This window comes from Streptomyces sp. NPDC048419 (assembly GCF_043200415.1).
Classification (GTDB): domain Bacteria; phylum Actinomycetota; class Actinomycetes; order Streptomycetales; family Streptomycetaceae; genus Streptomyces.
Genome location: NZ_JBICXT010000027.1, coordinates 1 through 24,300 on the forward strand (window position 1 = coordinate 1; position 24,300 = coordinate 24,300).

Annotated in this window: 11 protein-coding genes and 2 pseudogenes; 2 read left to right on the forward strand and 11 right to left on the reverse strand. The window is 71.9% G+C overall.

Going from position 1 to position 24,300, the window contains the following annotated elements:
* The 3 genes and pseudogenes from ACGFYN_RS38135 to ACGFYN_RS38145 all read right to left on the reverse strand — a co-directional run.
* A partial coding sequence (locus tag ACGFYN_RS38135) for a cation:proton antiporter (RefSeq protein WP_393870568.1) occupies positions 1–357 on the reverse strand: 357 nt, incomplete at its 3' end.
* A gap of 920 nt (positions 358–1,277) precedes the next feature.
* Positions 1,278–1,563: pseudogene (locus tag ACGFYN_RS38140) on the reverse strand (DUF389 domain-containing protein); the annotation flags it as partial.
* 185 nt (positions 1,564–1,748) lie between these two features.
* Positions 1,749–2,435 carry a WYL domain-containing protein gene (locus ACGFYN_RS38145; RefSeq protein WP_393870569.1) on the reverse strand — a complete coding sequence of 229 codons (687 nt, stop codon included), beginning with the start codon at positions 2,433–2,435 and terminating at the stop codon, positions 1,749–1,751.
* Between the two features lie 417 nt (positions 2,436–2,852).
* Between ACGFYN_RS38145 and ACGFYN_RS38150 the strand changes: the two genes are divergently transcribed.
* Together ACGFYN_RS38150 and ACGFYN_RS38155 are read left to right on the forward strand one after the other, a co-directional pair.
* A complete protein-coding gene (locus ACGFYN_RS38150) occupies positions 2,853–3,041 on the forward strand; it encodes a hypothetical protein (RefSeq protein WP_393870570.1) in 189 nt (62 codons plus the stop codon).
* Between the two features lie 435 nt (positions 3,042–3,476).
* Positions 3,477–3,575 (forward strand): annotated as a pseudogene (locus ACGFYN_RS38155) (IS5/IS1182 family transposase); the annotation flags it as partial.
* Between the two features lie 83 nt (positions 3,576–3,658).
* Here the strand turns inward: ACGFYN_RS38155 and ACGFYN_RS38160 are convergent.
* The 8 genes from ACGFYN_RS38160 to ACGFYN_RS38195 form a co-directional block, all read right to left on the reverse strand.
* A complete protein-coding gene (locus ACGFYN_RS38160; RefSeq protein ID WP_393870571.1) occupies positions 3,659–4,042 on the reverse strand; it encodes a hypothetical protein in 384 nt (127 codons plus the stop codon).
* On the reverse strand, positions 4,039–4,296 hold the full coding sequence (locus ACGFYN_RS38165) for a hypothetical protein (protein ID WP_393870572.1): 258 nt from the start codon (positions 4,294–4,296) through the stop codon (positions 4,039–4,041). Before ACGFYN_RS38165 ends, ACGFYN_RS38160 begins: the two co-directional genes overlap by 4 nt.
* Before the next feature lie 231 nt (positions 4,297–4,527).
* Positions 4,528–4,854, reverse strand: coding sequence for a hypothetical protein (locus ACGFYN_RS38170; RefSeq protein ID WP_393870573.1), 327 nt, complete (start codon positions 4,852–4,854; stop codon positions 4,528–4,530).
* A gap of 182 nt (positions 4,855–5,036) precedes the next feature.
* Entirely contained in the window at positions 5,037–6,116 is a 1,080-nt protein-coding gene (locus ACGFYN_RS38175; protein ID WP_393870574.1) for an alpha/beta hydrolase, read from the reverse strand.
* Positions 6,117–6,172: 56 nt separating this feature from the next.
* Positions 6,173–8,566: a thioester reductase domain-containing protein gene (locus tag ACGFYN_RS38180; protein WP_393870575.1), complete on the reverse strand. Its 2,394-nt coding sequence runs from the start codon at positions 8,564–8,566 to the stop codon at positions 6,173–6,175.
* 33 nt (positions 8,567–8,599) lie between these two features.
* Entirely contained in the window at positions 8,600–13,690 is a 5,091-nt protein-coding gene (locus ACGFYN_RS38185; RefSeq protein WP_393870576.1) for an SDR family NAD(P)-dependent oxidoreductase, read from the reverse strand.
* Positions 13,636–22,305: an SDR family NAD(P)-dependent oxidoreductase gene (locus ACGFYN_RS38190; protein ID WP_393870577.1), complete on the reverse strand. Its 8,670-nt coding sequence runs from the start codon at positions 22,303–22,305 to the stop codon at positions 13,636–13,638. The genes ACGFYN_RS38185 and ACGFYN_RS38190 overlap by 55 nt, the downstream gene beginning before the upstream one ends.
* Before the next feature lie 155 nt (positions 22,306–22,460).
* Positions 22,461–24,185 (reverse strand): fatty acyl-AMP ligase, encoded by a 1,725-nt coding sequence (locus ACGFYN_RS38195; RefSeq protein WP_393870578.1) that lies wholly within the window; start codon positions 24,183–24,185, stop codon positions 22,461–22,463.
* Positions 24,186–24,300 lie beyond the last annotated feature (115 nt).

The following is a 24,300-nucleotide window of genomic DNA, read 5'->3' on the forward strand; positions in this document are numbered from 1 at the left end:
CCGCTGGGACATGCCCAGCAAAGGTGCCGCCAGGAGCGCGCCGAGGATCCAGGTGATCAGGACACCGATCCAGATCAGCCTGACGACGACACGGCGGGTGTGCCCTCTCAGCCTCGCCAGGTCCAGGCCGAGGCCCGCGTCGTAGAGGATCACGGCGACGGCCAGCGACACCAGCGGTGAGAAGGCCGGCCCCAGCAGGAGCTCGGGGTCGACATCGTCCGTCAGGGCGCCGGCGGCGAAGCCGACCGGCAGCAGGACGATGAGGGCTGGGATGCGCAGGCGGCTCGCCAGGATCTGCGATCCGACGGCGAGGACCAGGGTCAGGCCCACTCCGATGAGCACCTGGTTCGTCGTCACGTATGGCCCTTTCGGCGCGTGGTGATGAGACGGGTCGGTGTTCCTGCCGCCAGCAGAGGGCGGGCCGGACGCGCAGCGCGGCCACGAGGTGACAGTGGCATCTTGACGCACATGACCACGGCTGCGGCTGCGGCTGCGGCTGCGGCTGCGGCTGCGGCTGCCCCAGGGATGCACCGGTGCGGCGAATTCCTCGGAGTCCGCGTCGAGGGGGGCCTCGGACCGGAGTCCGCCTCTCCCCCGGTCCGAGGTCGACGAGCGCCGCGCACGTACAGGTAGAAACGGGTAGCCCGGCTGCGGCCACAGCGAGACATACGGGATGCCCAGCTGTCGCTCGACTCCACCACCTGCCGCGAGGTCCACCGGAGCAGTCCGTGGAGGGCGTCACCTCCGGCCGGCTCGGTGAGCGGCAGCCGCTGGTCCTGCCCATTCCAGCGGTAGCGGCCGTCGCGGTCCGATTGGGCCACGGCACCAGGATCTGGCTACGCCCGCCGGTGATCCGGTTCTGTGCCGCGAATCCCTGCGGCACCGCGCGTTCACCGATGGGGTACGAACGGAGTGTCGGGTCAAGCTCGACCGCGACTGCAGAACGCGCGCCGTGACGCAGCGTCAGTTGCCGTCCCTTGCGGCTGTCCTGCACCCGTGGCCCCTCCTTGGTCTGCCCGCCGCAATCCTCGAACGTGGGCACCATGGTGGCCTGTGGTTTCGGCCTCCTCGTGGGGAGCGTGCTGCTCCCCTTCGGCCCGGTCAAGCGCGACACGTTCCTGTCGGTGTAATGGCCGGGCACGTTCGCCCGGCGGGGTCACAGGCCGCGCAGTAACCCGCTCCGCCAGTCCGTGAGGCCGGCCGGTCGGCGTGTGAGCATGTGCCGCACCCGGACGGGACGCGGCTTCATCTGCCTCTGGAGGCCAGCTGATGTACGGCCAGGCAGCGCGTTGGAATCTGAGCGTCAGCACGCCTCCACCGGGATCAGCAGCAATTCGATCAGGGATCCGCGCGCCTCGCTCCAGCTGGAAGCACAGGGTACGCCGATGTCCGCGGCGGTTGGATGGTGGTGACCGAGATGAAGACGCCGAGCAGCGCTTGGCCTGGCCTGGGTCAGGGACACGATCGCCCGGCGATGCCTGCCAGCACTGCGACGACAACGGAGGAGACGTTGGGGGCGTCGATCAGCGTGGAGACCGGCCTGATGCCCAAGTCGAAGGCCTGGATTCGCGGCCGGGATCAGTTGGACGAGGGCGCGCAGGGCCTCGGCGTGACAGCACACACGACCTCGTACCCGTCGTCGGCAGCGTCAGCGTCCAACCGGTGGACGCCTCGGTCATTGCACGAGCACGAGGGGGCGTCACCACTGATGCACTTCGACCACCCTCAGGACTTCCTCCTGCACGACCTCACCCGCAACGTCGCCTCGGCCCTCCTGACCGCCGCAGCCATAGCGGTGGCCCGCAAAGTCCGCGCTGGCGCAGGTCGTCGGGGGCGAGGACCTCGAGGGCGGGGCCGAAGGCGAGGTGGGCAGTGGCGCCGAAGAGTAACTGGAAGAGCAGGTCGACCTCGGTCCATCCCTCGTGGGCGCCCGCCGTGCGTGAACGCTTTTGTGGGAGGGGGCGAGGTCGGCTTTGTGAACGCGCAGGGAACAGGGCCAGGGTGTGGTCGCGGACGCGGACGGTCACGGCGAGCGGGGTGGGGATGTCGTCGATGCTGCGGCGCAGGTACTCCCAGACGTCGGCCCAGTTCGGTGTCCGCGCGGCGGCGGGCGGGGCAGTCAGGACAGTTGCGGTCTGTGCCCGGTCCGTGCGGAAGAGACTGGGCTCGCCCTGGTGGTCGGCGACCAGGTAACAGACGCCGGCTTTGTTCGCAAGTCCGTAGGGATCCAGGGCGTAGACGCGGACGCGGTTGTACCGGCCGTGGCGGTAGCGCAGTCTCACTCGCCGGTCTGCGAAGACGGCCTGCTGGAACGCGGCGAGGTCGACCGCCGCGCAGCGGATGGCGGGAGTGCCGCCCCAGCGGACCAGGTCGATGAGGATGAGCCGGCTCATCCGGTCGGCATCCGGCCGGTGCGAGGCGGGCAGCGCAGTCATGACCTTGCGCAGGGCAGAACCGAGGGCCTGCCCAGACCGAGGTCGGTGTGGGCGGAAGCCGAAAGCAGGACGAACAAGGCCCGCGATTCGTCCGCCGTCAGGCCGGTGACGTCCGTGCGGTAGCCCGGCAACAGGGCGACCCCGCCCTGCCGGCGCGGACAGTGTAGACGGGGAACGCGCCGGAGACGATGATCGGACGGGTACTGGTCCGGACGAACATCTTCGTCGCCACGGTCGAGCCGAACCCGATGCCGACGCTCACCGGCACATACGAGAGCCCGGACCGCAGCTGGGAAACCTCCCGCTGTGCGCACTGGTGCTGTTCGTGGCGACCGGCACAAGGCGCTCGGCGTGTGGGCCAGCATCGCGGGCGGCATGGAGAGTCGGACTTCCTCGGCGAGTAGCCCTACGAGGGCGGTGCCGACCCGCGCCAACGGCCGGCCCGCCTTCGGCCTGTACCTGGCAGACCCCCACACCAGGGTCTACCGCGCCTACGTCCTCCTGGCCATCACCACCGCCGGCGACCACATCACCAACATCACCGGCTTCAACACCAACGTCATGACGCGCTTCGGACTACCCCGAACCCTCCCCGAAACAGACTGACAGAGTCCTGGCGCCACCCCGTTGTCCGGCGCCTGACGGCAGAGCCCGGATGGTTGCCTCAGGCTTCCTCAACGAAGCCCCGGCGCCAGACACCGCGCCATCGCCATCACACCGGCGAGCCGCGAACAAGTGCGAGGCGGCCAGAGTCGTCGGTCGCGCGCCGTCCTCAACCAGGCGTTCGCCCGGGGCAACTCCGCAGTCGCGGCAGGAATAGTAGGCGCCACGGCGGTCGCGGGGCGGGTGGTGGACGCGGGCGGTGCGCACGCCGGTTTCGGTGTGGCGACGGGGGCCGCGGTGGTGATGACGGTCCGGGCCCTCGGCGGTCTGCCGGTCTCATCTCCGGACGTGTCGAAGTCGTCCGGGCCCGCGGAAACGACGGCGCCGAACCCGCCGACCATACGGCGGGATTCTTGGGCGTTAATGATGTGGTGCGCGATGCGCATCCGTTGGGAACGACGCGACGACATCCACGAAGCATTCCTCGGCCTCGCCGTCTGCCTGATCACCCACCGCCACGCCCAACGGCTTTGTTAGGGACAGTTAGGGCCATGCCCCGACGGATCCCCGGTTACGCAGTGGACCGGTACTGCGCCGCACGATGTGCTTGAGGGTGCGGGCTACGGGTTGAGGTCGAGTGTGCGAACCGGATGAGGTGCCCACAAGGACGCTGCAGTGGTGGCAATGACAGCTCCCGCCGGGCGGTCTGGGCTGGGCTGGGCCGCGTACAGCGTGTGTGCCAGGGCCCAGTCGCTGTGCCCGGGTGCCACCGCGAGGGCGGCGGGAAGGTCGAGTTCCAAGAAGGTAAGACCAGGCAGAGCGGCAACATGCTCAGCTGTTCCCCTCCGTTCCCGGTCCGCCGCGATCAAGGCGCAGGTCGTGGCGTGCAGAAGCCAGCCGGACTCGGTATGCGCGCGGTGTATCAGCCGGGACGCCAGGGCGTTGCCGCGGGCGGCAGCCACCATGGCGGAGCTGTCGAGAATCACGTGTAGGGCCGTGCTCACGCAGCGCCCGCCTGTCCCAGGCGTCGGTCCAACTCTGCGTCGAGTTCTGCCTGCTGAGCAGGATCGGGGTCGTAACCGTTCCAATCCTTGAGCACTGCCCGCGCCCGCTCGGCCCGCTCGGCCCGCTCAGTGGGGGTCAGGACGGTTTCGGCGAGATGTGCGAGGTAGGCGCGCAGGGACAGGCCCTCGGCAGCGGCGACTTCCGCAAGGCGGTCACGTGCCTCCTCAGGGATCCGGATATTGGCATCAGCCACGTAGACCCTCCTTCCCACCACTGCCAGGGTACGGGTACGCACCCGTACCCGCAATATGGCGCCCCCCGGGAAGCGCAGTGAGTCTCATCGGGGTGGGCGTTGCTCATCGACGGCCGCCGAGGCCGAGGCGATCATGACCATGCCCAACGCGCGCGCATGCCGAGGTCAGGGGTGCTGTGCGGCAAGCGTGGACGCGAGTGCGGCCGCACCGATGAGTTTGGTGCCCACCCGTCAGGTGTCGGCCAGGCTGGGGTAGAGGCGGTCGAAGACGTCCTCGGGTGTCCCGTCGGCGAGGGTGAAGGGCTGGAGTGTCTCCGGCTGGGCGGCACCGGGTTCCCAGGCGCGGATGGGGACCGCGTTCTCCAGCACCAGGCGGCGCACCAGCTGGATGAGGCGTTCATCGTCGGTGTGCCGCGGGATGCCTTCGGCCTCGTAGGGGTCCTTGCGCAGCCGGATGCGGACCGTGGTGCCCGGTGCCGTCCGGTACGGGGCGGGCAGGGCCGTCAGCAGCGGGCGGGCGGATGCCTGGTGGAAGGTGAGACACCGGGCGTCCGCCATGGAGCCTCGTAGCGGCGGGTGATCAGTTCGACGTGCTCGCCGAGCATGAACACGGAGAAGAAGCCGATCCCGAACCGGCCGTTGGGTTTGAAGCTGCCGTCGGCGAGGCCGGGAAAGCGGGTGCGGACCCCGTCGAAGGTCCATCCGGCTGGCGAGTTCCGTCATCGGCCCCGCGGCGGCCGTCACCGCCGTTTGCCGAGGAAGTCGAGGATGTGCCCGAACACGTCCAGGGCGGCGCCCCGGCCGATAAATGTGTCCAGGTGACCGTAGCCGGGGATCTCGGTGTACGACACGTCGAGGTGGGGCTGCCGGCGGGCGAGGATCTCTTGGCAGAGCTTCTGGGAGTCCAGCCACAGCCCGTTCTCGCTGCCCGAAAGCAGCAGGACGGGGGTGGCGATGCCCCCCGCCGCATCGAGGGCGTTGGGGGGCAAGGCCCGGTAGCGGTGGTCGGTGTCATGCCAGCGGACCACGCTGCGGGCCAGCTCGATACGGCGCAGGTGGGGCAGGATCCACAGCGGAGCGGGGCCCAGGAGTTCGGCGAGCCGGTCGTGGGTGGCCCCGGACAGGTTCTCGTGCACGAAGAGCGAGGCACCCGTGCCCCAGGCCGAGTTGTGCAGGATCTGGCAGGTCGGGTCCGGGCAGTTCGCCTTCCGGGAGGCCAGCGCGAACAGCGGGGTGTACTTCGACCACAGGCCCACCTTGCGGAAGTCGACCGGTATGTGGTCGATCCGGGTCTTCAGCAACTCCCCCGCCACCGACATACGCAGCGATGTCCGGCCCGCGAGCTTCGGGGTCAGGAAAACACCCTGGGACACCACGCCCGCGAGGCCGGGCACCAGCCCCGCCGCCATGCTCAGGGAGAGGGTGAGGGAGCCGATGCAGTGGGCGACCACGAACAGCGCGCGGTCGCCGATGCGTTCGCGGATGTACGAGACGGCCTCGGGGAGGTCGTACAGGGCCACGTCGTCGTAGGTGTACGTCTGCCCGGTCTCGTTGTACGGCAGCCGGCAACTGCCCCGCCAGTCCAGCAGCCAGGGCTCGTAGCCGTCGTCAAGGAGCACGTCGACGAGGTTGCGTGTCTCCGGCAGCAGGAACATGTCGGCGGACGCGGTGTGTCCGTGCAGGAGCAGCACGGCAGGCCGGTCCGACTCGCCGGTGTCGATGCGGGTCAGGCCGAGCCGCGCGCCGTCGCTTGCCCGGAAGAAGATCTCCTCGACGGCTGCCGGATCGAGGCGGTGGTGGAGGCGGCGGGGGGTCGGCATTGTCCGGACCCTGCGCAGCGCCGGCCGGGCGGGGCGGGAGTTCGTCGTCCTGAAGATCATCGGTGCTGCTCCGTGAGGGTCGGGGTGCGGCGCAGGTCGAGCAGGTCCGCGGCGGCGCGGGCGAAGGGGCCGAGCAGACCGCGGCCCATCTCCAGGCCGAACCAGGCGAGCCAGGTCAGCTTCGCGGCCCGCTTCTCCTGGCTGGTCAGGCGCGGGTCGACCTTGATGCCGTCGATCTGGTCGCGGACGTAGGAATCGGCGGGCACGACGACCTCGCCCGCAAGGCTCGCCGACGACTCGCCCTCGCGGCCGATGTGGACGGTCAGCGCGCGGGTCTGCCGCCACAGGTCGCGCCGGGCGCGCGCGTACTTACGTCCCTCCAGCCACCAGTGGCCGCCGTCGGCATCGCGCAACCGCAGCCGGTAGTACAGGAGTTGATGCTTGAGGCCGTGCTCCTGCGGGATTCCCTCCTCGTGGCGGATCCAGACGTCGCCGCGCTCGACGGCCAGCGGTGCGGGGTGCACCGCCGGGCACACCACCTCGCCGGTGACGTCCACCCGGCGTTCCTTCACCAACTGGTACATGCTCGCGATGGAGAGGGTCAGCGCCATGGAGCAGGGGGTGTCGGCGGGGGCGCCGACCGGGCCCACGCCGCCCTCGGTCGTCTCCGCGAACCACAGGTAGGGCTGGTCGTCCTTGTGCGGCAAGCGGGCGAGGCCGTCCTGAGCGAGCCGCTCGAACGTCTTGAGCTGGGCCTGTGCGTCGTAGCGGACCGCGGGCGGCAGCCCGAGCGCCTCGACCAGCGCGGTGGTGCGTTCGCCGCCTGCCGCCGGACCCTTCAGGGTCGCCTCGCACAGCTTCTGCGCTGTGGGGCTCTGCAACACCCTGGTCAGGAAGGCGAGTTCGGGAACCGGGTCGGCTTCCAGGCGGGCCAGTGCGTCCGCGCGCCATTCGTCCCAGTCCTCGACGCGAACGTGCATGCCGCCGAGCGCCATGTCGCGTACGACGTCGTCGAGGGTGTTGGGCACACCGGTGAGGTTGTAGTCGTAGCCCCAGGCGTCGGGTTCGCAGATCGCGGCGACCGCGGCGCGGCTGACCCAGTCGACGGGGGCCGCGTTCAGGTACCGGAAGGCGGGCACCGTGCGGAAGCGGCCGAAGGCCGAGATCAGGCCGCTGCTGAGATCCTGCGGGTTGTAGGCGCCGGACTTGCTGTGGCCGCCGATGCCGCCGGGCCGTAGTGCCGTGACCACCAGGCCGTGGTCGCGGGCCCGGCGCAGGGCGACCTCGGCGGCCCACTTGGACTGGTCGTAGCCCGAGATGAGGCGGTCGACGTGGGCGAGCGGATCGTCCTCGCCCATGGAGGTGATGCCGACCTCGTTGAAGACCGCGATCGAGGAGATGTGGTGGAGCGGCTTGGGCCGGCCAGTGACCGCGAGTTCGGCCAAGGTCAGCGTGCCCAGGACATTGCTCGCGCGCAGCGACTGGTAGCCGCGCAGAAAGTCCACGGCCGCCGCCACGCCGACGATGCTGTCCAGTTCGCGGGCCAGAGTGTGCCACAGCTCGTCGGACAGGCCGAGGCGCGGCTGCCGGATGTCGCCGCGGAGCACGGTCACCCGTCGGCGGACCTCCGACGACCAGGGAAGCGAGTAGCTCGTCAGCGCCGCGCCGAGCCGGGCGACCGCCGCCTCCTCGTCCGCCGCACGGACCAGGCAGTACACGTGGGCGTCGCTGTGCCGCAGCAGGTCGAGCAGCATGTGGCTGCCGAGGAAGCCGGTGGCGCCGGTCAGCAGGATCCGGCGCGGCGGCAGCGGCTCGGGCACGTCGGTGAAGGGCAGGCGGTCTGCGAGCGCGAGGTCGGCCAGGATCTGGTCGAGGTCCTCGCGGCGGGCCCGGGGGCAGGCGTCGTCGCCGGTGCCGGCCAGGTGGCGCGCCCTCGAAGCCGGTTGGGTGGGAGGTGACGGGACGGGGAGGGTGCCCGGGGCGAGGGCCGCAAGGGTGCCCGCCGCGGAGCGCGGGTCGGTGCTCCGGGTCGACGAGGTGCTCGCCGGGGTCCCTGAATCGCCCGTTGCCGACATCCAGCGTCGGGCAAGGCTGCTCGGCCGGGCGTCGGCGAACACCTCGTCCAGGTCGAACTCGATGCCCAGCTTGTCTTCCAACTCCGCGACGAGTTCCACGGCGTGGACGGAGGTTCCTCCGGCGTCGAAGAAGTCGGTGTCGGGCGGCAGGTTCCCGCCGGGCAGATAGCGGCCCGCCGCGGCCGCGATGGTCGCCGCCACGCTGTCCACGTCCCTGGTGGGGGCGTGTGCGGCACCGTTCCCGGCGGCGGTGGCCGCCGCCGTCACCCTGGCCAGCAGGTCGCTCACGCCGAGCCCACCGCCGCCCCGCTCGATCGACTCGGCGGCCGTCCGCTGTCCGGTGTACGCCGCCGCGTCCTCGTTCAACTCACGCATGAGAGCCCTTCATGATGTGCACGGTCCTTTGCCTCACTGCTGCTCCCAGGAGCGGAATGCCCGCAGCTGGTCCGGCGTGGTCACGGCCTCCAGGCGCTCGTCGTCCTGGTCACCGCCGCCGAGCGCGGCAAGCAGCCGCCGGGCGGGTACGTTGCGCGGGGTGCGCTCCGCCGTCAGGCGGACCTTTGCGCAGCCCATTTCCTCGGCGCGGTCGGCCAGCCACTGCAACAGGCGCTCCTCGACGCCCCGGCCGAGCGCCCGGCAGCTCATCAGCCAGGCCAGTACGTCGAGTTGGTCGCCCTCGGCGCGCAGCGCGAGCAGGCCGATCTGGCCATAGTCACCGAAGCGGTCGCGCGCCGCGGCCGTCCACACCTCGCCCCGCTCCCGCCACCGGGCGACATCGCCGCCGTCGGCCGACCGGGCGCGCAGGGTGAACTGGTTGGTGCGGCGCACAAGTTGCTCGGCCCGCTGGACGTCGGCGTCGGACAGGGCTTGGATGCCGACCTCGAGCTCAAGCCGGGCGAGGAACTCCTCGAAACCGGCCTGTTCGCGGACGGCCTCCCGCTCCTGTTCCTGCTCGTAGAACCGGGCGCGCAGCGCGTCCTCGGCGGTCGCCGCGGCCGGGACGAGCGGCCACAACCGGCTCAGGAACTCGTCCAGTTCAGTCGACTGCGGGCAGGTCACCGACAGCACCTGCGGCAGCACCGACCGCATCTTGGCGATCTCGGCCGGGTTGTCGTCCAGGAACAGGAAGCTGTTCAGGCCGAGGTTGAGCGTGCGCGCCGCCTCGGCCAGGCGGCCCGGCTTCGGGCCCCAGCCGGCGGAGAGCACGGTGAAGTGCTCCGGCTTCAACAGGCTGCCGGGGCGGTTAAGGACGGCGCGGACCGTGGCCTCGTCGTTGTTGCTGATCAGCGCCAGCAGAGCGCCCGCCTCCCGCCACTGCAGCAGCCTGCGCGCGAGGCGGGCACGAGGACCGGTCAGGTCGACCGCCTCGGGTCCCATCTCGCCGGCCACCCCGCCCCACAGGGTGTCGTCGCCGTCCACCGCGATCACCTTCGGCACGGGGCGCAGCACCGCCCGTACAACCTCGGCCAGGCGTAGGGCCACGGCCGCCTGGAAGGGCGGGGTGAAGGGCAGATGGGCCAGCCGCTCGGTCCGCTCGTCGAAGTGTTCCCCGACGGCGTGGTGCCGGGTCCAGTCGTCGGCGCCGATGACCGCGATGCCCGGCAGCTCGGCCAGGTCGGCGGCAATCCCGCGCTCCCACTGCGTCAGGCGGTCCTCGCCCCGTGCGCAGGGGAGGAAGCCGACGACGAGTGGCGTGCGGGTGCGTTGGGACAGCGCCTTCAGTGCAGCCGGGTAGGCGGTGCGCAGCTCGGTGAGCACTGCGTCGTCGACGGGCCCGAAGCGTTCGAGGTCCGCTGCCCGCAGCAGCACGACGCCCACGGCGGTCGAGGGGTCGGCGAGGACGCCGGAGGGGTCCTTAAGGCTCGCGAGCACGTGATGGTAGGGCGCTTCGGCGATCGTCAGACCGCCGTCCGTGGCCCCGTCGTTGACCGCCGTCTCACACATCAGGGGCAGATGGCCGAGGGCGAAGGTCGCGGCGAGGGCCAGGGACCGGCGCGGCGCCGGCGTGGCAGCAATCTCGGCAGCGGGGGCCTTGGCCGCAGTAGCCTGCGCGGCCCGTACCAGTGCCGTCGGGTCCTGGGCCGTCTCACCGAGCAGCCGCAGGAACTCCTTCCCCAGTTCGGCCGTGGCCGCTGCATCCAGGATGTCCAGGTTGTGGTCGAGCCGGATGCGCGCCGCGTCCGGGGTCATGGTGATCATCAGGTCGAGATCGGAGTAGCCGGTGCCTGCGGGCAGCACCTCCATGCGGGTGAGGCGGCGCGAGGAGCGCACATAGTTGAAGTAGACCTCGACCAGCGGCGCGTTTGGCCGGTGCAGCCCCTGCCTGGCCAGCGTGGCCAGGACGTCCGAGAACATGGCGCCCTTGGCCAGTACCTGCTGCAGGCGGCGGTCCGTGCGGCGCAGCACCTCGCCGACCGCCTCGTCCGCCCGGGCCTCGGCCGGGAACGGTACCGGTACGCCGAAGAAGCCCACCGCGTCGAAGGCGTCGGCGTGGACGCGGGTGTCGACGGGCACGGCGAGCACGAACCGCTCCCGCTCCCGCATCCTGGCAAGCAGCACCGTCAGCGTGCCGAGGCAGAAGGCGGCGGGAGTGATCGCCAGGCTGCTCGCGGCTGCCGACACCCGCTCCATCAGGCCGTCGGGAAGGGGCACCGTCACGCTTCCGGCCCGGTACGACCGTGTCGCGGGGCGCGGCCGGGCGAGTGTCAGGTCGAGCCGCTCGCTGCCGTTGAAGGCCTCGCGCCACTCGGCATCCGCCCCCGGTCCGCTCTGCTGGGCTTCGACGAGCAGGGCGATGTCGCGATTGGTGACGGCATCACCGAGCGGGGTGCCGGACAGTTCCGCGTCGATCTCCCCGGCCACAAGCAGCAGTGACTGCAGGTCGCTCACGGCGTGGTGGGCGCCGAAGACGAGGATCTGTCCCCGCGCACCGCCGTCCACGAGCTCGAACCGCCACAATGGCGCGCCGGCCAGATCGAAGGCAGGCTCCAGCAGTCGGCGCAGCCCATCGGCGGCGTCGACTTCGCCCTCGGCGGTCGTCCAGCGCAGGAGCGGCTCGGCCGCCTCGCGGTCCACGAGCAGTTGCCACCCGCCTTCGCTGCCGGTGACGATCGCGGTGCGCAGGGCAGCGTGGCGGGCGACGAGCCGGTCGAGGATGGCGGTGAGCGTCTCGCGGGTCGTCGGCGCGGTGAGCCGTACGGCCAGGCCGATGCCGTGCGCCGCGTCCGGCATGCCCGGTCGGGCGCTGCGCAGCAGGCGTACGACATCGCGGGTCGCGGGCCGCAGTTCGGTCTGCGGCACGTCCTGGCCGAGGTGGTCGGGCTGCTCCTGCGCCATGGTCTCCCGCTCCGGCAGGGCCTCGCCCAGGGCCCGGGCGAGGCCGCGGATGTCGGACGCCGCGAACACCGCGGCCGGGAGTTCCACGCCCAGTTCACGGGCGAAGGCGTTGCGCAGCCGCACCAGCATCAGGGAGTCCAGGCCGAGTTCTTTCAGGGCGGTGGTCGCGGACACGTCCACCGTTCCCCCGGAGACCTCGCCGGCCCTGGCCCGTATGTACGCCTCCAGCAGGGTGGCGCGGTCCCGGTCGTTGGTGGCCGCGAACACCTTCTTGACGAGGTCGTCCGGGGCGGCCGTGCCCGTCGGGGTGGTCACCAGGTCGCCCAGGATCGGGCGGGTGCGTGCCACGTCGGGAACGAGCGTCAGCATCTCCCAGTCCAGGGCCAGGGGCGCGAGCTGGCAGCGGGAGGTGGCCAGCACGCGCTCGAACAGCTCGCCGCCCTCGTGCGGTGAGAAGGCGATCAGGCCGGAGCGGCTGGTCTCGGCGGCTCTGGTGCCCGACGCGGACACCATGCCGACGCCGGCCCAGGCACCCCAGTCCAGGCTCAGCGCCCGACGGTCGCGGTGGGAGAGGTGGTGCGCCCAGGCGTCGAGGAAGGCGTTCGCCGCCGAGTACGGGCTCTGACCGGCCGAGCCGAGGAGTCCGGCCGCCGAGGCGAACAACACCAATGTTCCCGCTTCCGGGGCCAGTTCGGTGAGCAGGGCGGTGCCCAGGACCTTGGGGGCGAGCACGCGCAGGACGCGTTCGTCGGTCAGGTTCGCCACGGTGGCGTCGTCGAGTACACCGGCCGCGTGCACCACCGCCGCGATGGGGCCCGCTGTCCGTCGTACGGCGTCCAGAGCCGCTGCCAGGCCGTCCCGGTCGGCGACGTCGGCGCGCGCCATGTGCACGGTGACGCCTCGCTCTTCAAGGCTCTTGATCCAGGTCGCGGTCTCGGCGTCGGGTGTGCCCCGGCTCATCAGCGCCAGACGGCGGGCCCCGCGGCGGACCAGTCGCTCGGCGACGACCCGGCCGAGGCCGCCGAGGCCGCCGGTGATCAGGTGCACGCCGTCCGCGCTGGTCTCGCCGTGGCCGCCGTCGTCCGGGTGGGTGCGCGCCAGGCGCGGCACCAGTCGGCCCGCCCCGCGCAGGGCGACGAGCCGTTCGTCGTCCGCGTGCCTCAGCTGTGTCCAAAGGTCGCCGACACCGCCGGTGGGCGGCAGGTCGATCAGCGTGGTCGACAGCTCCGGGTGCTCCTGGGCCACCGCGAGCCCGAAGCCCCAGGCGAGTGCCTGCTGCGGGTTGGTCACCTGGGTGCTGTCACCGGCAGCCTGGCTGCCCCGCACGACCACGAACAGGCGCGGTGGCCGGCCGTGCGGACGGTCGGCGAGGGTGCGCACCAGGTGCAGAGTGCTCAGGCAGCACAGCCGTGCCGCCTCCTTGGCCGTACCGACATCGCCGACGGGTGGAGCATCCAGCGCGGACAGCTGAATCACCCGCTCGGGCGCTCCGCCCGGGAACGCCTCGTCCAGGAGCCGGGCCAGGTGCTGCGGATCGGCCGGGTCGAGCACGTACCGGCCGGGCCCCTCGACGCCGAACGCGGTCCCCCTGCGGGCGATGACATGCGGCACAAAGGAACCGAGCCGCTTGCCGAGTTCCGCGGCCGCCCCGCTCTCGTCGGCCAGGATCAGCCAACTGCCCTCGGTGGGCGGCTCCTGCGCCACCGGCCGCGGTTGCCAGCGGGTCTCGAAGAGCGACCCGTTCAGCGGCGAGAGCGCCGCCAGCTCGAACTCCTCCGCCTCAAGGAGGAGTTGCTCGTCCTCGTCCCAGATCCTGAGGTCCAGGACGGCGGTGTCTTGGGCCGTGGAGCGCAGCTGGCAGGTCACCCACGCGGGAGTGCCGCGCAGCCCGGTGAACCGCAGGCGTGCGACCCCCGCGGGCACGAACGCGCGGTCCCCGGGTGCGTCGCCGGGCAGGGCGGCCGTGTGGAAAGCGGCGTCGAGAACCGCTGGGTGCAGGAGGTGACCCGCTGCGGGCCTGGCGGCCAGTCGGCCGAGGGACTGGTCGTGCGTGCGGTGGCCCTCCTCGAGCCCTCGGAAGGCGGGGCCGTAGTCGATGCCGAGGGCGGTCAACCCGGCGTAGACGGCCGGCAGGTCGACTGCTTCGAGGCACTGCTCGCGCACGCCGCGAAGCGCAACGTCGGCGGTCGGCTCGTCGCAGACCGGCGCAACGCGTCCGATGACGTGCTGCTCCCACCGCGTGCCGCGCTCACCCGCAGCCGCCGATGCGATGGTGAAGTCCCGCAAGCCGCCTTCGGCGGGTTGCAGGACGAGTTGCAGCCGAACGGGCCGGCTTCGCCCAGGCGCAGCGGCTTCAGGAACTTGACGTCGGCCAGGCGTACTTCCCGGCCGTCCGCCACGGCGGACGCCGCCTCCAGTGCCATGTCCAGGAAGGCGGCGCCGGGCAGCCAGACCTCGCCGCCGACTTGGTGGTCGGTCAGATAGGCGAAGCGGATGTCCCCCAGGTCGATCTCACTCTGGAAGGTGTGCCGGTCGGGCTCGTCACTGGACTCGATGTGCGTACCGAGGATCGGCGAGGAGCCTGCCGCTGTGGCCGGGGCGGGCGCGAGCCAGTGCCGCTCGCGGGCGAAGGCGTATGTGGGCAGGTCGACGCGGCGGCCGTGCGGGAACAGTACCGGCCAGTCGGGCGTGTGCCCGGCGGCGTACAACTCGCCGACCCTGCGCAGCAGCACGTCGTGTCCGCCCTGTTCCCGACGCAGCGAGCCGACGCCGACCGCGTCGATCCCGGCCTCCGCAGCCACCGCCTCGATGCAGGAGAGCAGCGAGGGGTGCGGGCTGAGCTCGACGAAGTAGCGGTAGCCGTCGTCCAGCATCCGTCGGACCGTGTCCGCGAAACGGACGGGCTGCCTGAGGTTGGCGTACCAGTAGCCGGCGTCCAGCCGGTCACCGGGCACGGGTTCGGCCAGCACCGTCGAGTACAGCGGGGTCGACGCCTGCCCGGCCCGGATGCCGGAGAACCGGTCGAGCATTTCCTCGCGCACGGGTTCCATCAGCGGAGTGTGCGAGGCGAACGGCGTCGACAGCCGTCGTACGGGGATCTGCTGCTCGTCGAGGGCCCGGCGCAGCTCGGCGAGCGCATCGGCGTCGCCTGCGACCGCCGTGGAGGTCCCGCTGTTGACGGCGGCGACGAAGAGCCGGTCCGCGTACGGCGCGAGCAGCTCCTCGACTTCCGTGCGGGCCAGCTCCACGGACACCATGCCGCCCTGTCCGACCAGCGGTACGACGGCGTGGGCGCGCCCGGTCACCACGGTCACCGCGTCGTCGAGGGTGAGGGCGCCTGCGCTGTAGGCGGCGGCGATCTCGCCCAGGCTGTGCCCGATGACGGCGTCCGGGGCGACCCCGAGCTGCCGCCAGGCGGCTGCCAGCGCCGCGTTGACCGCAAAGAGCACCGGCTGCAGGTACTCGGTCCGGTCGAGCGGGGAGAATTCCTCGGGGGCCCGCAGGACATTGAGTACCGACCAACCCACATGCCGCTGCACCGTCTCGTCGATCCGGGTCAGTTCCTTGCAGACCGCCTCCGACCCGGCCATCAACTCCACGCCCATGCCCGGCCATTGGCCGCCGTGTCCGGAGAAGACGAAGGCCACCTTGCCCGACTGCTCCTCGCGGGTCAGTGCGAGCGGCGTACGTCCGGCTCCCAACGCGTCCAGACGCGCCCTCAGTTCGTCCCGGTCGTCCGCCGCGATCGCCGCCCGCCACTCCAGGTGGCTGCGGTGCCGCGCCAGGGTGTGGGCGACATCCGGCAGCGCGATGTCCTCGCTCAGGTGCCTGGCCAGCCGCGCTGCCTGGCCTCGCAATGCAGCCTCGCTCCGCCCGGACACCACGAACAACCGTTTCCCGGGCGGGACTTCGCTCGCCTGCTCGGCCTCGACCGGCGGAGCCTCTTCGACGATCACATGCGCGTTGGTTCCGCTGATCCCGAAGGCGCTGACCCCGGCACGCCGGGCCCGTTGCCCCGCCGGCGGCCAGGCCGCCGCCTGCTGCAGCAGCTGCAGCCCGCTGCCGTCCCAGTCGACGTGCCGGCTGGGCGTGCCCGCGTGCAGGGTGGCCGGAAGGGTCTGGTGGCGCAGCGACTGGACCACCTTGATCAGCCCGGCCACGCCCGAAGCGGCCTGCGTGTGCCCGAGGTTGGACTTGAGCGAGCCGAGGTACAGCGGGCGGTCGTGGGGGCGCGAGTCGCCGAAGACCTGCGACAGGGCGTTCGCCTCGATGGGGTCTCCCAGCGTCGTGCCCGTCCCGTGCGCTTCGACGTAGTCGATGTCGGCGGGCTGAAGCCGGGACAGCTCCAGGGCTCGGCGGATCACCTGCTCCTGAGCCGGACCGTTGGGCGCGGACAACCCCTGACTGCGGCCGTCCTGGTTGACGGCCGTGCCGCGCACCACGGCCAGCACCTGGTCACCGTCGCGCCGGGCGTCACTCAGCCGCTTCAGTACGATCATGCCGACGCCCTCGGCCCATATGGCGCCGTCGGCGTCGTCGGAGAAGGAACGGCAGCGTCCGGTCGCGGACAGGCCCCGCAGTCGGCTGAATTCGACGAAGGTCCCCGGCGTCACCATGAGTGTCACACCTCCGGCGAGTGCCAGGTCGCACTCGCCCGACCGGAGCGCCTGCGTCGCCAGGTGCACCGCCACCAGCGACGACGAGCACGCTGTGTCCACCGTCAACGCCGGACCGTGCAGCCCGAGCGCATAGCTGAGCCGGCCCGAGGCCACGCTGAGCGCCGAGCCCGTGCCGACGTAGCCGTCGAGCTGGTCGAGCCGGGAGCCCGACAGGTAGTCGCTGCCGAACATGCCGACGTACACGCCGGTGGTGCTGCCCGCAAGTCGGGCGGGCACGATCCCGGCGCGCTCGAGTGCCTCCCACGCCGTCTCCAGGAGCAGCCGCTGCTGCGGGTCCATGGCCGCCGCCTCCCTCGGGGTGATGCCGAAGAAGCCCGCGTCGAAGGACTCGATGTCGTCCAAGAAGCCGCCTTCCCGGGCGTACGACTTGCCCGGGGCGTCCGGGTCGGGGTCGTACAGCGACTCCACGTCCCAGCGTCCGGCCGGGAACGGGCCGACCGCGTCGCGGCCCTCCGCCACCAGCCGCCACAGTTCGTCCGGGTCGCTCACTCCGCCCGGCAGTCGGCAGGCCATGGCGACGACGGCCACCGGCTCGTCGGTCGGCGCGGTCGTGCTGCGGGTGGGACGCGGATCGCTGCGGCGGGTCGTACGTCCACTCGTCGCAAGGGCGTTGGTCAGCAAGTACTCGGCGAGACGGGCCGGGGTGGGGTGGTCGAACAGCAGGGTCGCGGGGAGCCGGGCGCCCAGGCCGGCGGCGAGGCGGTTGCGGAGTTCGACCGCGCTCACGGAGTCCATGCCGAGCTCGCGCAGTGGCTGGTCGGGGCGGACGGACTCCGCCGAGCGCAGACCGAGGGTGCGGGACGCCTCTTCGCGAACCAGGGCCAGGACCCGTTCGGCGCGTTCGGCTTCCGGCAGCCGGGCCAGGCGGTCCGCCAGGGCGTCGCTGCCGTCCCGGCCGGTGCGCGGCGCGGGCAGCAGCGAGCGCCACAAGGCAGCCGCGGGGCCACCCGCGGCGGCCATGGTCTCGCGCAGGCGAGTGAGGTCCAGGGCCCAGGCGACCAGGTGCGGGGTGCTCCGGCGCAGGGAGAGTTCCACCAGGTCGCGGCCCTGGTCGGGGGTGAGGGCGCGGTGGCCGAGACGGGCCAGCCCCGCGAGGTCGGCGTGTTCGGCGGCAAGGCCCTCGCCCGCCCACGCGCCGAACGAGACCGCCACGGCAGGCAGGCCCAAGGCCCGCCGATGGTGGGCCAGTTGGTCGAGAAAGACGTTGGCGGCCGCGTAGTTGGCCTGGCCCGCGTTGCCTGCGACACCGGCAGCCGAGGAGACCAGCACGAACATTTCGAGCGGCATGTCGGCGGTGACCCGGTGCAGATGGGCGGCGCCGTCGACCTTGGGGCGCAGCACCCGAGCGAGGCGTTCGTGCGTCAGCTCGGCGACCACCCCGTCGTCCAGGACGCCGGCGCAGTGCACGATGCCCCTCAGCGGCAGCTCGTCACCGATACTGCCGAGCACGTCGGCCACGGCCGTCGCGTCCGCGACGTCGCACGCCGCCACCTCGACCTCGGCTCCGAGCGCGGCGAGTTCCTCGGTGACCTCGGCGGCGCGCGGATCGGCGGTGCCCTGTCGTGACGCCAGCAGCAGGCGGGGAACGCCGCGTTCGGCCAGGAGGCGGGCGATGTGGCGACCGACGGCACCCAGGCCTCCAGTGATCAATACCGTGCCGTCCGTGGGCACCGAGCCGGGTACGGCCGCATCGGCGGCGCGGGCGCGAACCAGCCGAGGGGCGAGCAGCGTGCCCGAACGTAGAGCGAGTTCGGGCTCACCGCGATGCGCCACTGCGGCCCGCAGGGCGTCCGCGGGATCGTCGGAGCCGTCGAGGTCGAGCAGGGTCAGTCCGAGGTCCGGGTGCTCGATGCGGGCGCTGCGGGCCAGGCCCCACAGGACCGACTGTGCCAGTCCGGACACCGTGTCCACGTCACCGGCGGCGACCGCACCGCGGGTCACCCATACGGTCCGCGTGGGCGCTACGTCATGCGAGATGAGGGCTTGCAGTTCGGCCAGGGCTGTTGCCGCCAGCTCGTGTGCTGCAAGGGCGATTTCGTCGTCTTCGGCCGGGAGAGACCAGAACCGCACCAGGACGTCACCGCCGCTCTCGCGGAGCCGGATCCCGGCCGCCTCGAGTCCGCTGAGCGCCGCAGCGGCCTGTGGGTCGGACGGGTCGCCGACGACGACCCACTCGCTGTCCGGTCCTTCAGAGGGCTCTTCGGTCACCGGCGTCCACGCCGGTTCGTACAGGTGCCGGCCGTTCTCCGAGCCGCTGATGAGGTCCGCCGGATTCGCGGCCAGCAGCCGCACGCCCTCCAGCCTGCCGGCCGGGATACCGTCGGTGTCCCACAGCGTCACATCCAGCGTGAGGTCCGTGCCGGAGCCGCCGGTCCGCCGTACGGACGCGATGAGCTCGTTCGCGCCCCCGTGATGCAGGGCGCAGCGGCCCACCGCGACCGGCAGCAGCACCCGGCCGTCGCAGGCGTCGAACGCGGCGGCCACGTGGAGCGCGGCGTCCAGCAGCGCCGGGTGGACCGGGTAGGGGTCACTCAGGTCACGGGCAGCGTCCGGGAGCGACAGCCGGGCCAGCAGCTCGCCGCCGGTCACCACCGCCTCCCGTACGCCCTGGAAAGCGGGTCCGTAGCCCAGGCCGAGCCCGGTCAGCCGCTCGTACGTCTCCGGGCTCCACCCGGGTTCGGCCGTCTCCGGCCGGACCGGAGGCTGCCCCGCCGTCACCGGCGCCGCCGCGTCAGCGGAGGCGGTTGCGTGCAGGGTCCAGCCCGTGGCCTCCTGACCCCGCGGGCGGCTGTGCACAGTGATCTCCGGAACGGGGCCGGCCGTGACGACCTCGACGGACACTTCGACCGTGCCGGAGACGGAGAGCACAAGGGGCGTGAGCAGGAGCAGGTCTGTGACGTCGGCCGGTTCGTCCGGGCGGGCCACGGCGAGGGCGGCGCGACACAGCTCCATCAGGGTCGTACCCGATACCACGGTCTGGCCGAAGACGGTGTGATCGGGCAGCCAGTCGGTGGTCGACGGGGACCACTCGTTGCGGAAGGTCCAGCGGGTTTCGTCCGCCGACTGCAGCTGAATCCCGAGCAACGGGTGCGCGGAGCGGTCGAACAGGCCGGGGGCGCCGGCGGCGGACTCGGGCTCGATCCAGTGGCGCTGCGCGTCCCAGGCGTAGGTCGGCAGGTCCGCGGGCACGGTGTCCGCAATCAGACGACGCCAGCCGATCTTCCGTCCGTGGACGTGGAGTTCGGCGGCGGCGCGGTCCAGACACGCGGGCCCGTCCTCGTCTCGGCGGAGCGAGCCGACGGCGACCAGTTCGCGGCCACAGTCCTCGCCGATCGTGTGCAGCGCGGTGAGCAGGGACGGGTGGGGGCTGAGTTCGACGAAGTAGCGGTAGCCGTCGGCCGCCATGCGCTCGACGGTGGGTGCGAAGCGGACGGGTTCGCGAAGGTTGGTGTACCAGTAGTCGGCCTCCTGTTCCTCGGTGACCGGCTCACCGGTCACCGTCGAATACCAGGCGACCGACGTCGGACACGTGGTGACGCCGTCGAGTTCGTCCACGATCAGTCCGTGGACCTGCTCGACCTGAGTGCTGTGGGAGGCGTAGTCGACGTCGAGGCGACGGACGAACACCTGCTCGCGGTCGAGGTCGGCAAGGAGCGCCGCCAGCGGCTCCACGGCACCGGAGATCACCGTCGAACGGCCGCTGTTCACGGCGGCGATCGAAACCCGTCCGTCCAGACCTTCGAGGCGGGCCTCGACGTCGGTGTGGGGAAGGGCGACGACGGCCATGGTGCCGGTGCCGGACAGCCCGGTCAGGGCCTGGCTGCGCAGGGCGACGACCGCCGCCGCGTCGTTGAGACTCAGAGTTCCGGCGACGCAGGCCGCAGCGACCTCGCCCTGGCTGTGCCCGATCACCCCATCGGGCCGTACGCCACGGGCCCGCCATACTGCGGCCAGGGACACCATCACGGCGAAGAGCAACGGCTGGACGACATCCACGCGGTCCGGGGACGGCGCGCCCGCGTCGCCGCGCAGGACGGCCGCCACCGACCACTCGGTGAACGGGCGCAGGGCGCCGTCGCAGCGGTCGAGTTCGTCGGCGAACACCGGGTCGTGCGCAAGCAGGTCGCGGGCCATGCCGGCCCACTGGGCGCCTTGGCCCGGAAAGACGAACGCCAACTTGCCTGCCGGGGCCGTCTGCTGGGGACCGACGATCAGGTCCGTCTCCGGCCGTCCCCCGGCCAGTCCGTGCAGGGCCATCAGCAGGTCGTCGCGGTTGCTTGCCCGGACGACGGCCCGGTGCTCGAAGTGGGTACGGTGGTGGGCCAGCGTCGCGGCCACCGCCCGCACCGGCAACTGCGGCTGTCCGGCCAGAAATTCATGCAGGCGCCGGGCCTGCCTCTCGAGGGCGGGAAGAGTACCGGCTGAGAGCGGGAAGAGAGTCGCGGTACCCGACGGCTCCGCTTCCGCTCCTGGCCGTACGACATCCTGTGGCGCCTCCTCCAGCACCACGTGCGCATTGGTGCCGCTGATCCCGAACGCGCTCACTCCCGCTCGGCGCAGCCGGTCGCCGCTGCGCGGCCACGCCTGGGCGCCGCCCGGCACGCGCAGGCCGCTGCCCGCCCAGTCGATGTGCTCGGTGAGCGCCTCGGCGTGCAGGGACGCCGGTATCTGCTCGTGCCCGAGGGCCAGCACCGTCTTGATGACGCCGCCGATGCCCGCCGCGGCCTGCGTGTGACCGATGTTGGACTTCAGGGAGCCGACGCCCAGCGGCCGGGCGGCCGGGCGGCCCGGTCCGAACACGGCGGCCAGTGCCCGGCCCTCGATGGGATCGCCGAGCGGGGTACCCGTGCCGTGTGCCTCCACGTAGTCCAGGTCGTCCGGCTCGATACCGGCGGCGTCCAAGGCCGCGCGCAACACCCGTTCCTGGGCAGGTCCGTTCGGGGCGCTCAGTCCCTGGCTGCGTCCGTCCTGGTTGATTGCCGAGCCCTTGATGACGGCGAGGACCCGGTCGCCGTCCTGGCGGGCGTCCGCGAGCCGCTTCAGCAGGACCACACCGCAGCCTTCGGCCCACACCACTCCGTCCGCGCCGGCCGAGAACGGGCTGCACCGTCCGGACGGCGACAGCCCGCGCAGCCTGCTGAACTCGACGTGCCCGCGCGGGGTCACCAGCAGTGTCGCGCCGCCCGCCAGCGCGAGGTCGCACTCGCCGCCCGCCAGCGCCCGGGCCGCGAGGTGCAGGGCGACGAGGGACGACGAGCAGGCTGTGTCGACGGTGACCGCCGGGCCCTGGAGACCGAGGGTGTAGGCGATGCGCCCGGAGGCCACGCTGGGCGCCGAGCCCGTGCCGATGTGCCCGTCGAGCTGGGCAAGCGAGGCCGAAGCGAGGTATCCGCTGTCGTACAGGCCGATGTAGACGCCCGTGGAGCTGCCGTGCAGCGCCTTGGGGACGATCCCGGCCCGCTCGATCGCCTCCCAGCTCGTCTGCAGCAGCAGCCGCTGCTGCGGGTCCATGGCCGCGGCCTCTCGCGACGAGATGCCGAAGAAGGGGGCGTCGAAGTGGTCGATGCCGTCGAGGAAGCCGCCCCGCAGGCTGTACGCCTTGCCGACAGCCACCGGGTCGGGGTCGAATAGCCCCTGGGACCCCCAACGGCCCTTCGGTACCTCGGAAATGACGTCCTCGCCCGCGGCCAGCAGCCGCCACAGCGCCTCGGGGTCGTCGGCGCCACCGGGGAACCGGCAGGCCATTGAGACGATCGCGATGTCACCGCCGCTCGCCCGCACGGGGGCGTCGCCCGGCGCCAAGTCGTCGTCCGCCTTGGGCCGTTCGCCGAGGATCGCGTCGGCGAGCTCGGTGATCGTGGGATGGTTGAAGACAAGGGACGGCTCCACCGGCCGGCCGGTCCGCGCGGCAAGCTCCGCGGCCATGTTCACCAATTGGCGTGACCCCAGGCCGAGTTCGGCGATCGGCCGGTCGGGGTCGACGGCCAGCGGGTCGAGCCCGGCGGCCTCGGCGACGGCCGACACCAGCCAGGCGCGCAGTTCCTCGGATGTGGTGACGGACGTCTCGGCGGACTGCTTCGGGAACTCGTTCGCAGGCATGGGTCAGGTGTCCTCAGGAACGGTGGTTCAGGCGGTTTCCGTACGCGCGGAACGGGACCGGTACGGCCGCCTAGTTGGACGGATGCGGGTCCCGTGCGGCGGGTACCTCGGGCGGACCGTCACCGGTGCGGGCGCCCCACCGGTGACGGGTGACGTCACCTCTGTACGGGCACGCCGAGCACGGACAAGGTGCCGTCGAGGTATGCGGCCCGGGTGGCCCGGCGCTGGATCTTTCCGCTGGACGTCTTCAGAATGGTGCCGGGGTGGACCAGCACGACGTCGCGCGCCGACAGGCCGTGGGCCTCGGCGATCGCGCTGCGGACCTGATCGGCGATCTTCTCCGCCTCGCCCGCCATTTCGGGGGCCACCTCTGCGACGACGACGGGCTGCTCGCCCTCCGCGGCGCCGTCCACGGAGAACGCGGCCGTGCAGCCTGGCCGCAGCGCCGGGTGCGACAGCTCAGCCGACAACTCCAGGTCTTGCGGGTAGTGGTTGCGTCCGTCGATGACGATCAGGTCCTTGAGACGGCCGGTGACAAACAGTTCGCCGTTCCGCAGGAACCCGAGGTCGCCGGTGCGCAGAAAGCGGCCCTCACGGCCGGTCAGCGTGGCCCGGAAGGTCTCGCGGGTGGCGAGGGCGTTGCGCCAGTACCCCTTGGCGACGCTCGCGCCGCCGACCCAGATCTCGCCGACCTCGCCCTCGGGCAACTCCTCCTGCCCCTCGGGGTCGGCGATCACCACGCTCAGGCCGGGGCCGGGACGACCGCAGCCGACCGCCGCCGCGTCCGCAGCGCCCGCGTGCGGGCCACTCCCCCCGGCGTCGAGCAGCGTCGGCGCGGCGTCCACCGAGCCGCCGGTGACCATCAGGGTGGCCTCGGCGAGGCCGTAGCACGGGTAGAGGGCCTCGCGGCGGAAGCCGGCCGCGCCGAAGGTCTCGCTGAACCGTCGCAAAGTGGCGGCCCGAACCGGTTCGGCGCCGTTGAAGGCGACCCTCCAGCTGCTCAGGTCGAGCTCCCCCAGGAGCCCGGGAGTGGCGTGCTTCAGACACAGCTCGTACGCGAAGTTGGGGCCGCCACTGGTGTGCGGGCGGTAGCGGGTGACCGCGCTGAGCCAACGCTGGGGCTGCTGCAGGAAGTGCAGCGGCGAGAAGAGCGTGGCGGTCACACCGAGGTAGACCGTGTTGAGGACCGGGCCGATGAGGCCCATGTCGTGGTACACGGGCAGCCAGCTGACGTACATCTCGTGGCCGTACTCCGCGATCGTGTCCGGGGTGTGCCCCATCCGCTCCGTGACGACCCGTTCGTTGTCCACCAGATTGCCGTGCGTCACCATCACGCCGCGCGGGGCGGAGGTGGAGCCAGAGGTGTACTGCAGGAAGGCGACCGAGTCGGCGGTGAGGCCGGGTTCGCGCCAGGAGCCGGCCGCATCGCCGGGGATGTCCTCGGTGGTGACGCAGGTGATCCCGTCCATCTCGGGCAGGTGCTGCGCCAACTCGCCCAGGGCGCCCATGACTTCACGTCCGCCGAGGATCACCTTGGCGTCCGCGTCGGCGATCAGCCGCTTCATCCGGATCAGGGCCCGGTGGTTCTGCGACCGTCCCCGCGGGGGCACCCCCGGCACGGCGATGACACCGGCGGCGAGGCAGCCCAGGAACGCAGGGACGAATTCGAGGCCGGGCGGATACAACAGCATGGCGCGGGAGCCGGCCAGACCGCGCTCCTGGAGCCAGGCGGAGATGGCCTGGGAGCGGCGGGCCAGTTGCCCGTAGGAGATGTCCTGGATCTCACCGTCACAGTCACCCGTGACGAGGTACCGGTACGCGGTGCGGTCGGGCTGTTGCGAAGCGTGCGCGGTCAATAAATCGACCAGAGTACGAACCATGTGACAGTCTCACCCGTTCGGATCAGCGGGCGAGGGAACTGGAGTTCGATGTCCGCGTGATACGTACACGCGGAAGCCCCGGGTCGACCCGGCCCCCTTGCCAGGTCACCCTTCT

Excerpts from the sequence above, each read along its gene's own strand:
- ACGFYN_RS38145 (WP_393870569.1), bottom strand. The coding sequence starts at position 2,435 with ATGACTGCGCTGCCCGCCTCGCACCGGCCGGATGCCGACCGGATGAGC.
- ACGFYN_RS38170 (WP_393870573.1), bottom strand. The coding sequence starts at position 4,854 with ATGGCGGACGCCCGGTGTCTCACCTTCCACCAGGCATCCGCCCGCCCG.
- ACGFYN_RS38175 (WP_393870574.1), bottom strand. The coding sequence starts at position 6,116 with ATGCCGACCCCCCGCCGCCTCCACCACCGCCTCGATCCGGCAGCCGTC.
- ACGFYN_RS38180 (WP_393870575.1), bottom strand. The coding sequence starts at position 8,566 with ATGCGTGAGTTGAACGAGGACGCGGCGGCGTACACCGGACAGCGGACG.
- ACGFYN_RS38190 (WP_393870577.1), bottom strand. The coding sequence starts at position 22,305 with ATGCCTGCGAACGAGTTCCCGAAGCAGTCCGCCGAGACGTCCGTCACC.
- ACGFYN_RS38195 (WP_393870578.1), bottom strand. The coding sequence starts at position 24,185 with ATGGTTCGTACTCTGGTCGATTTATTGACCGCGCACGCTTCGCAACAG.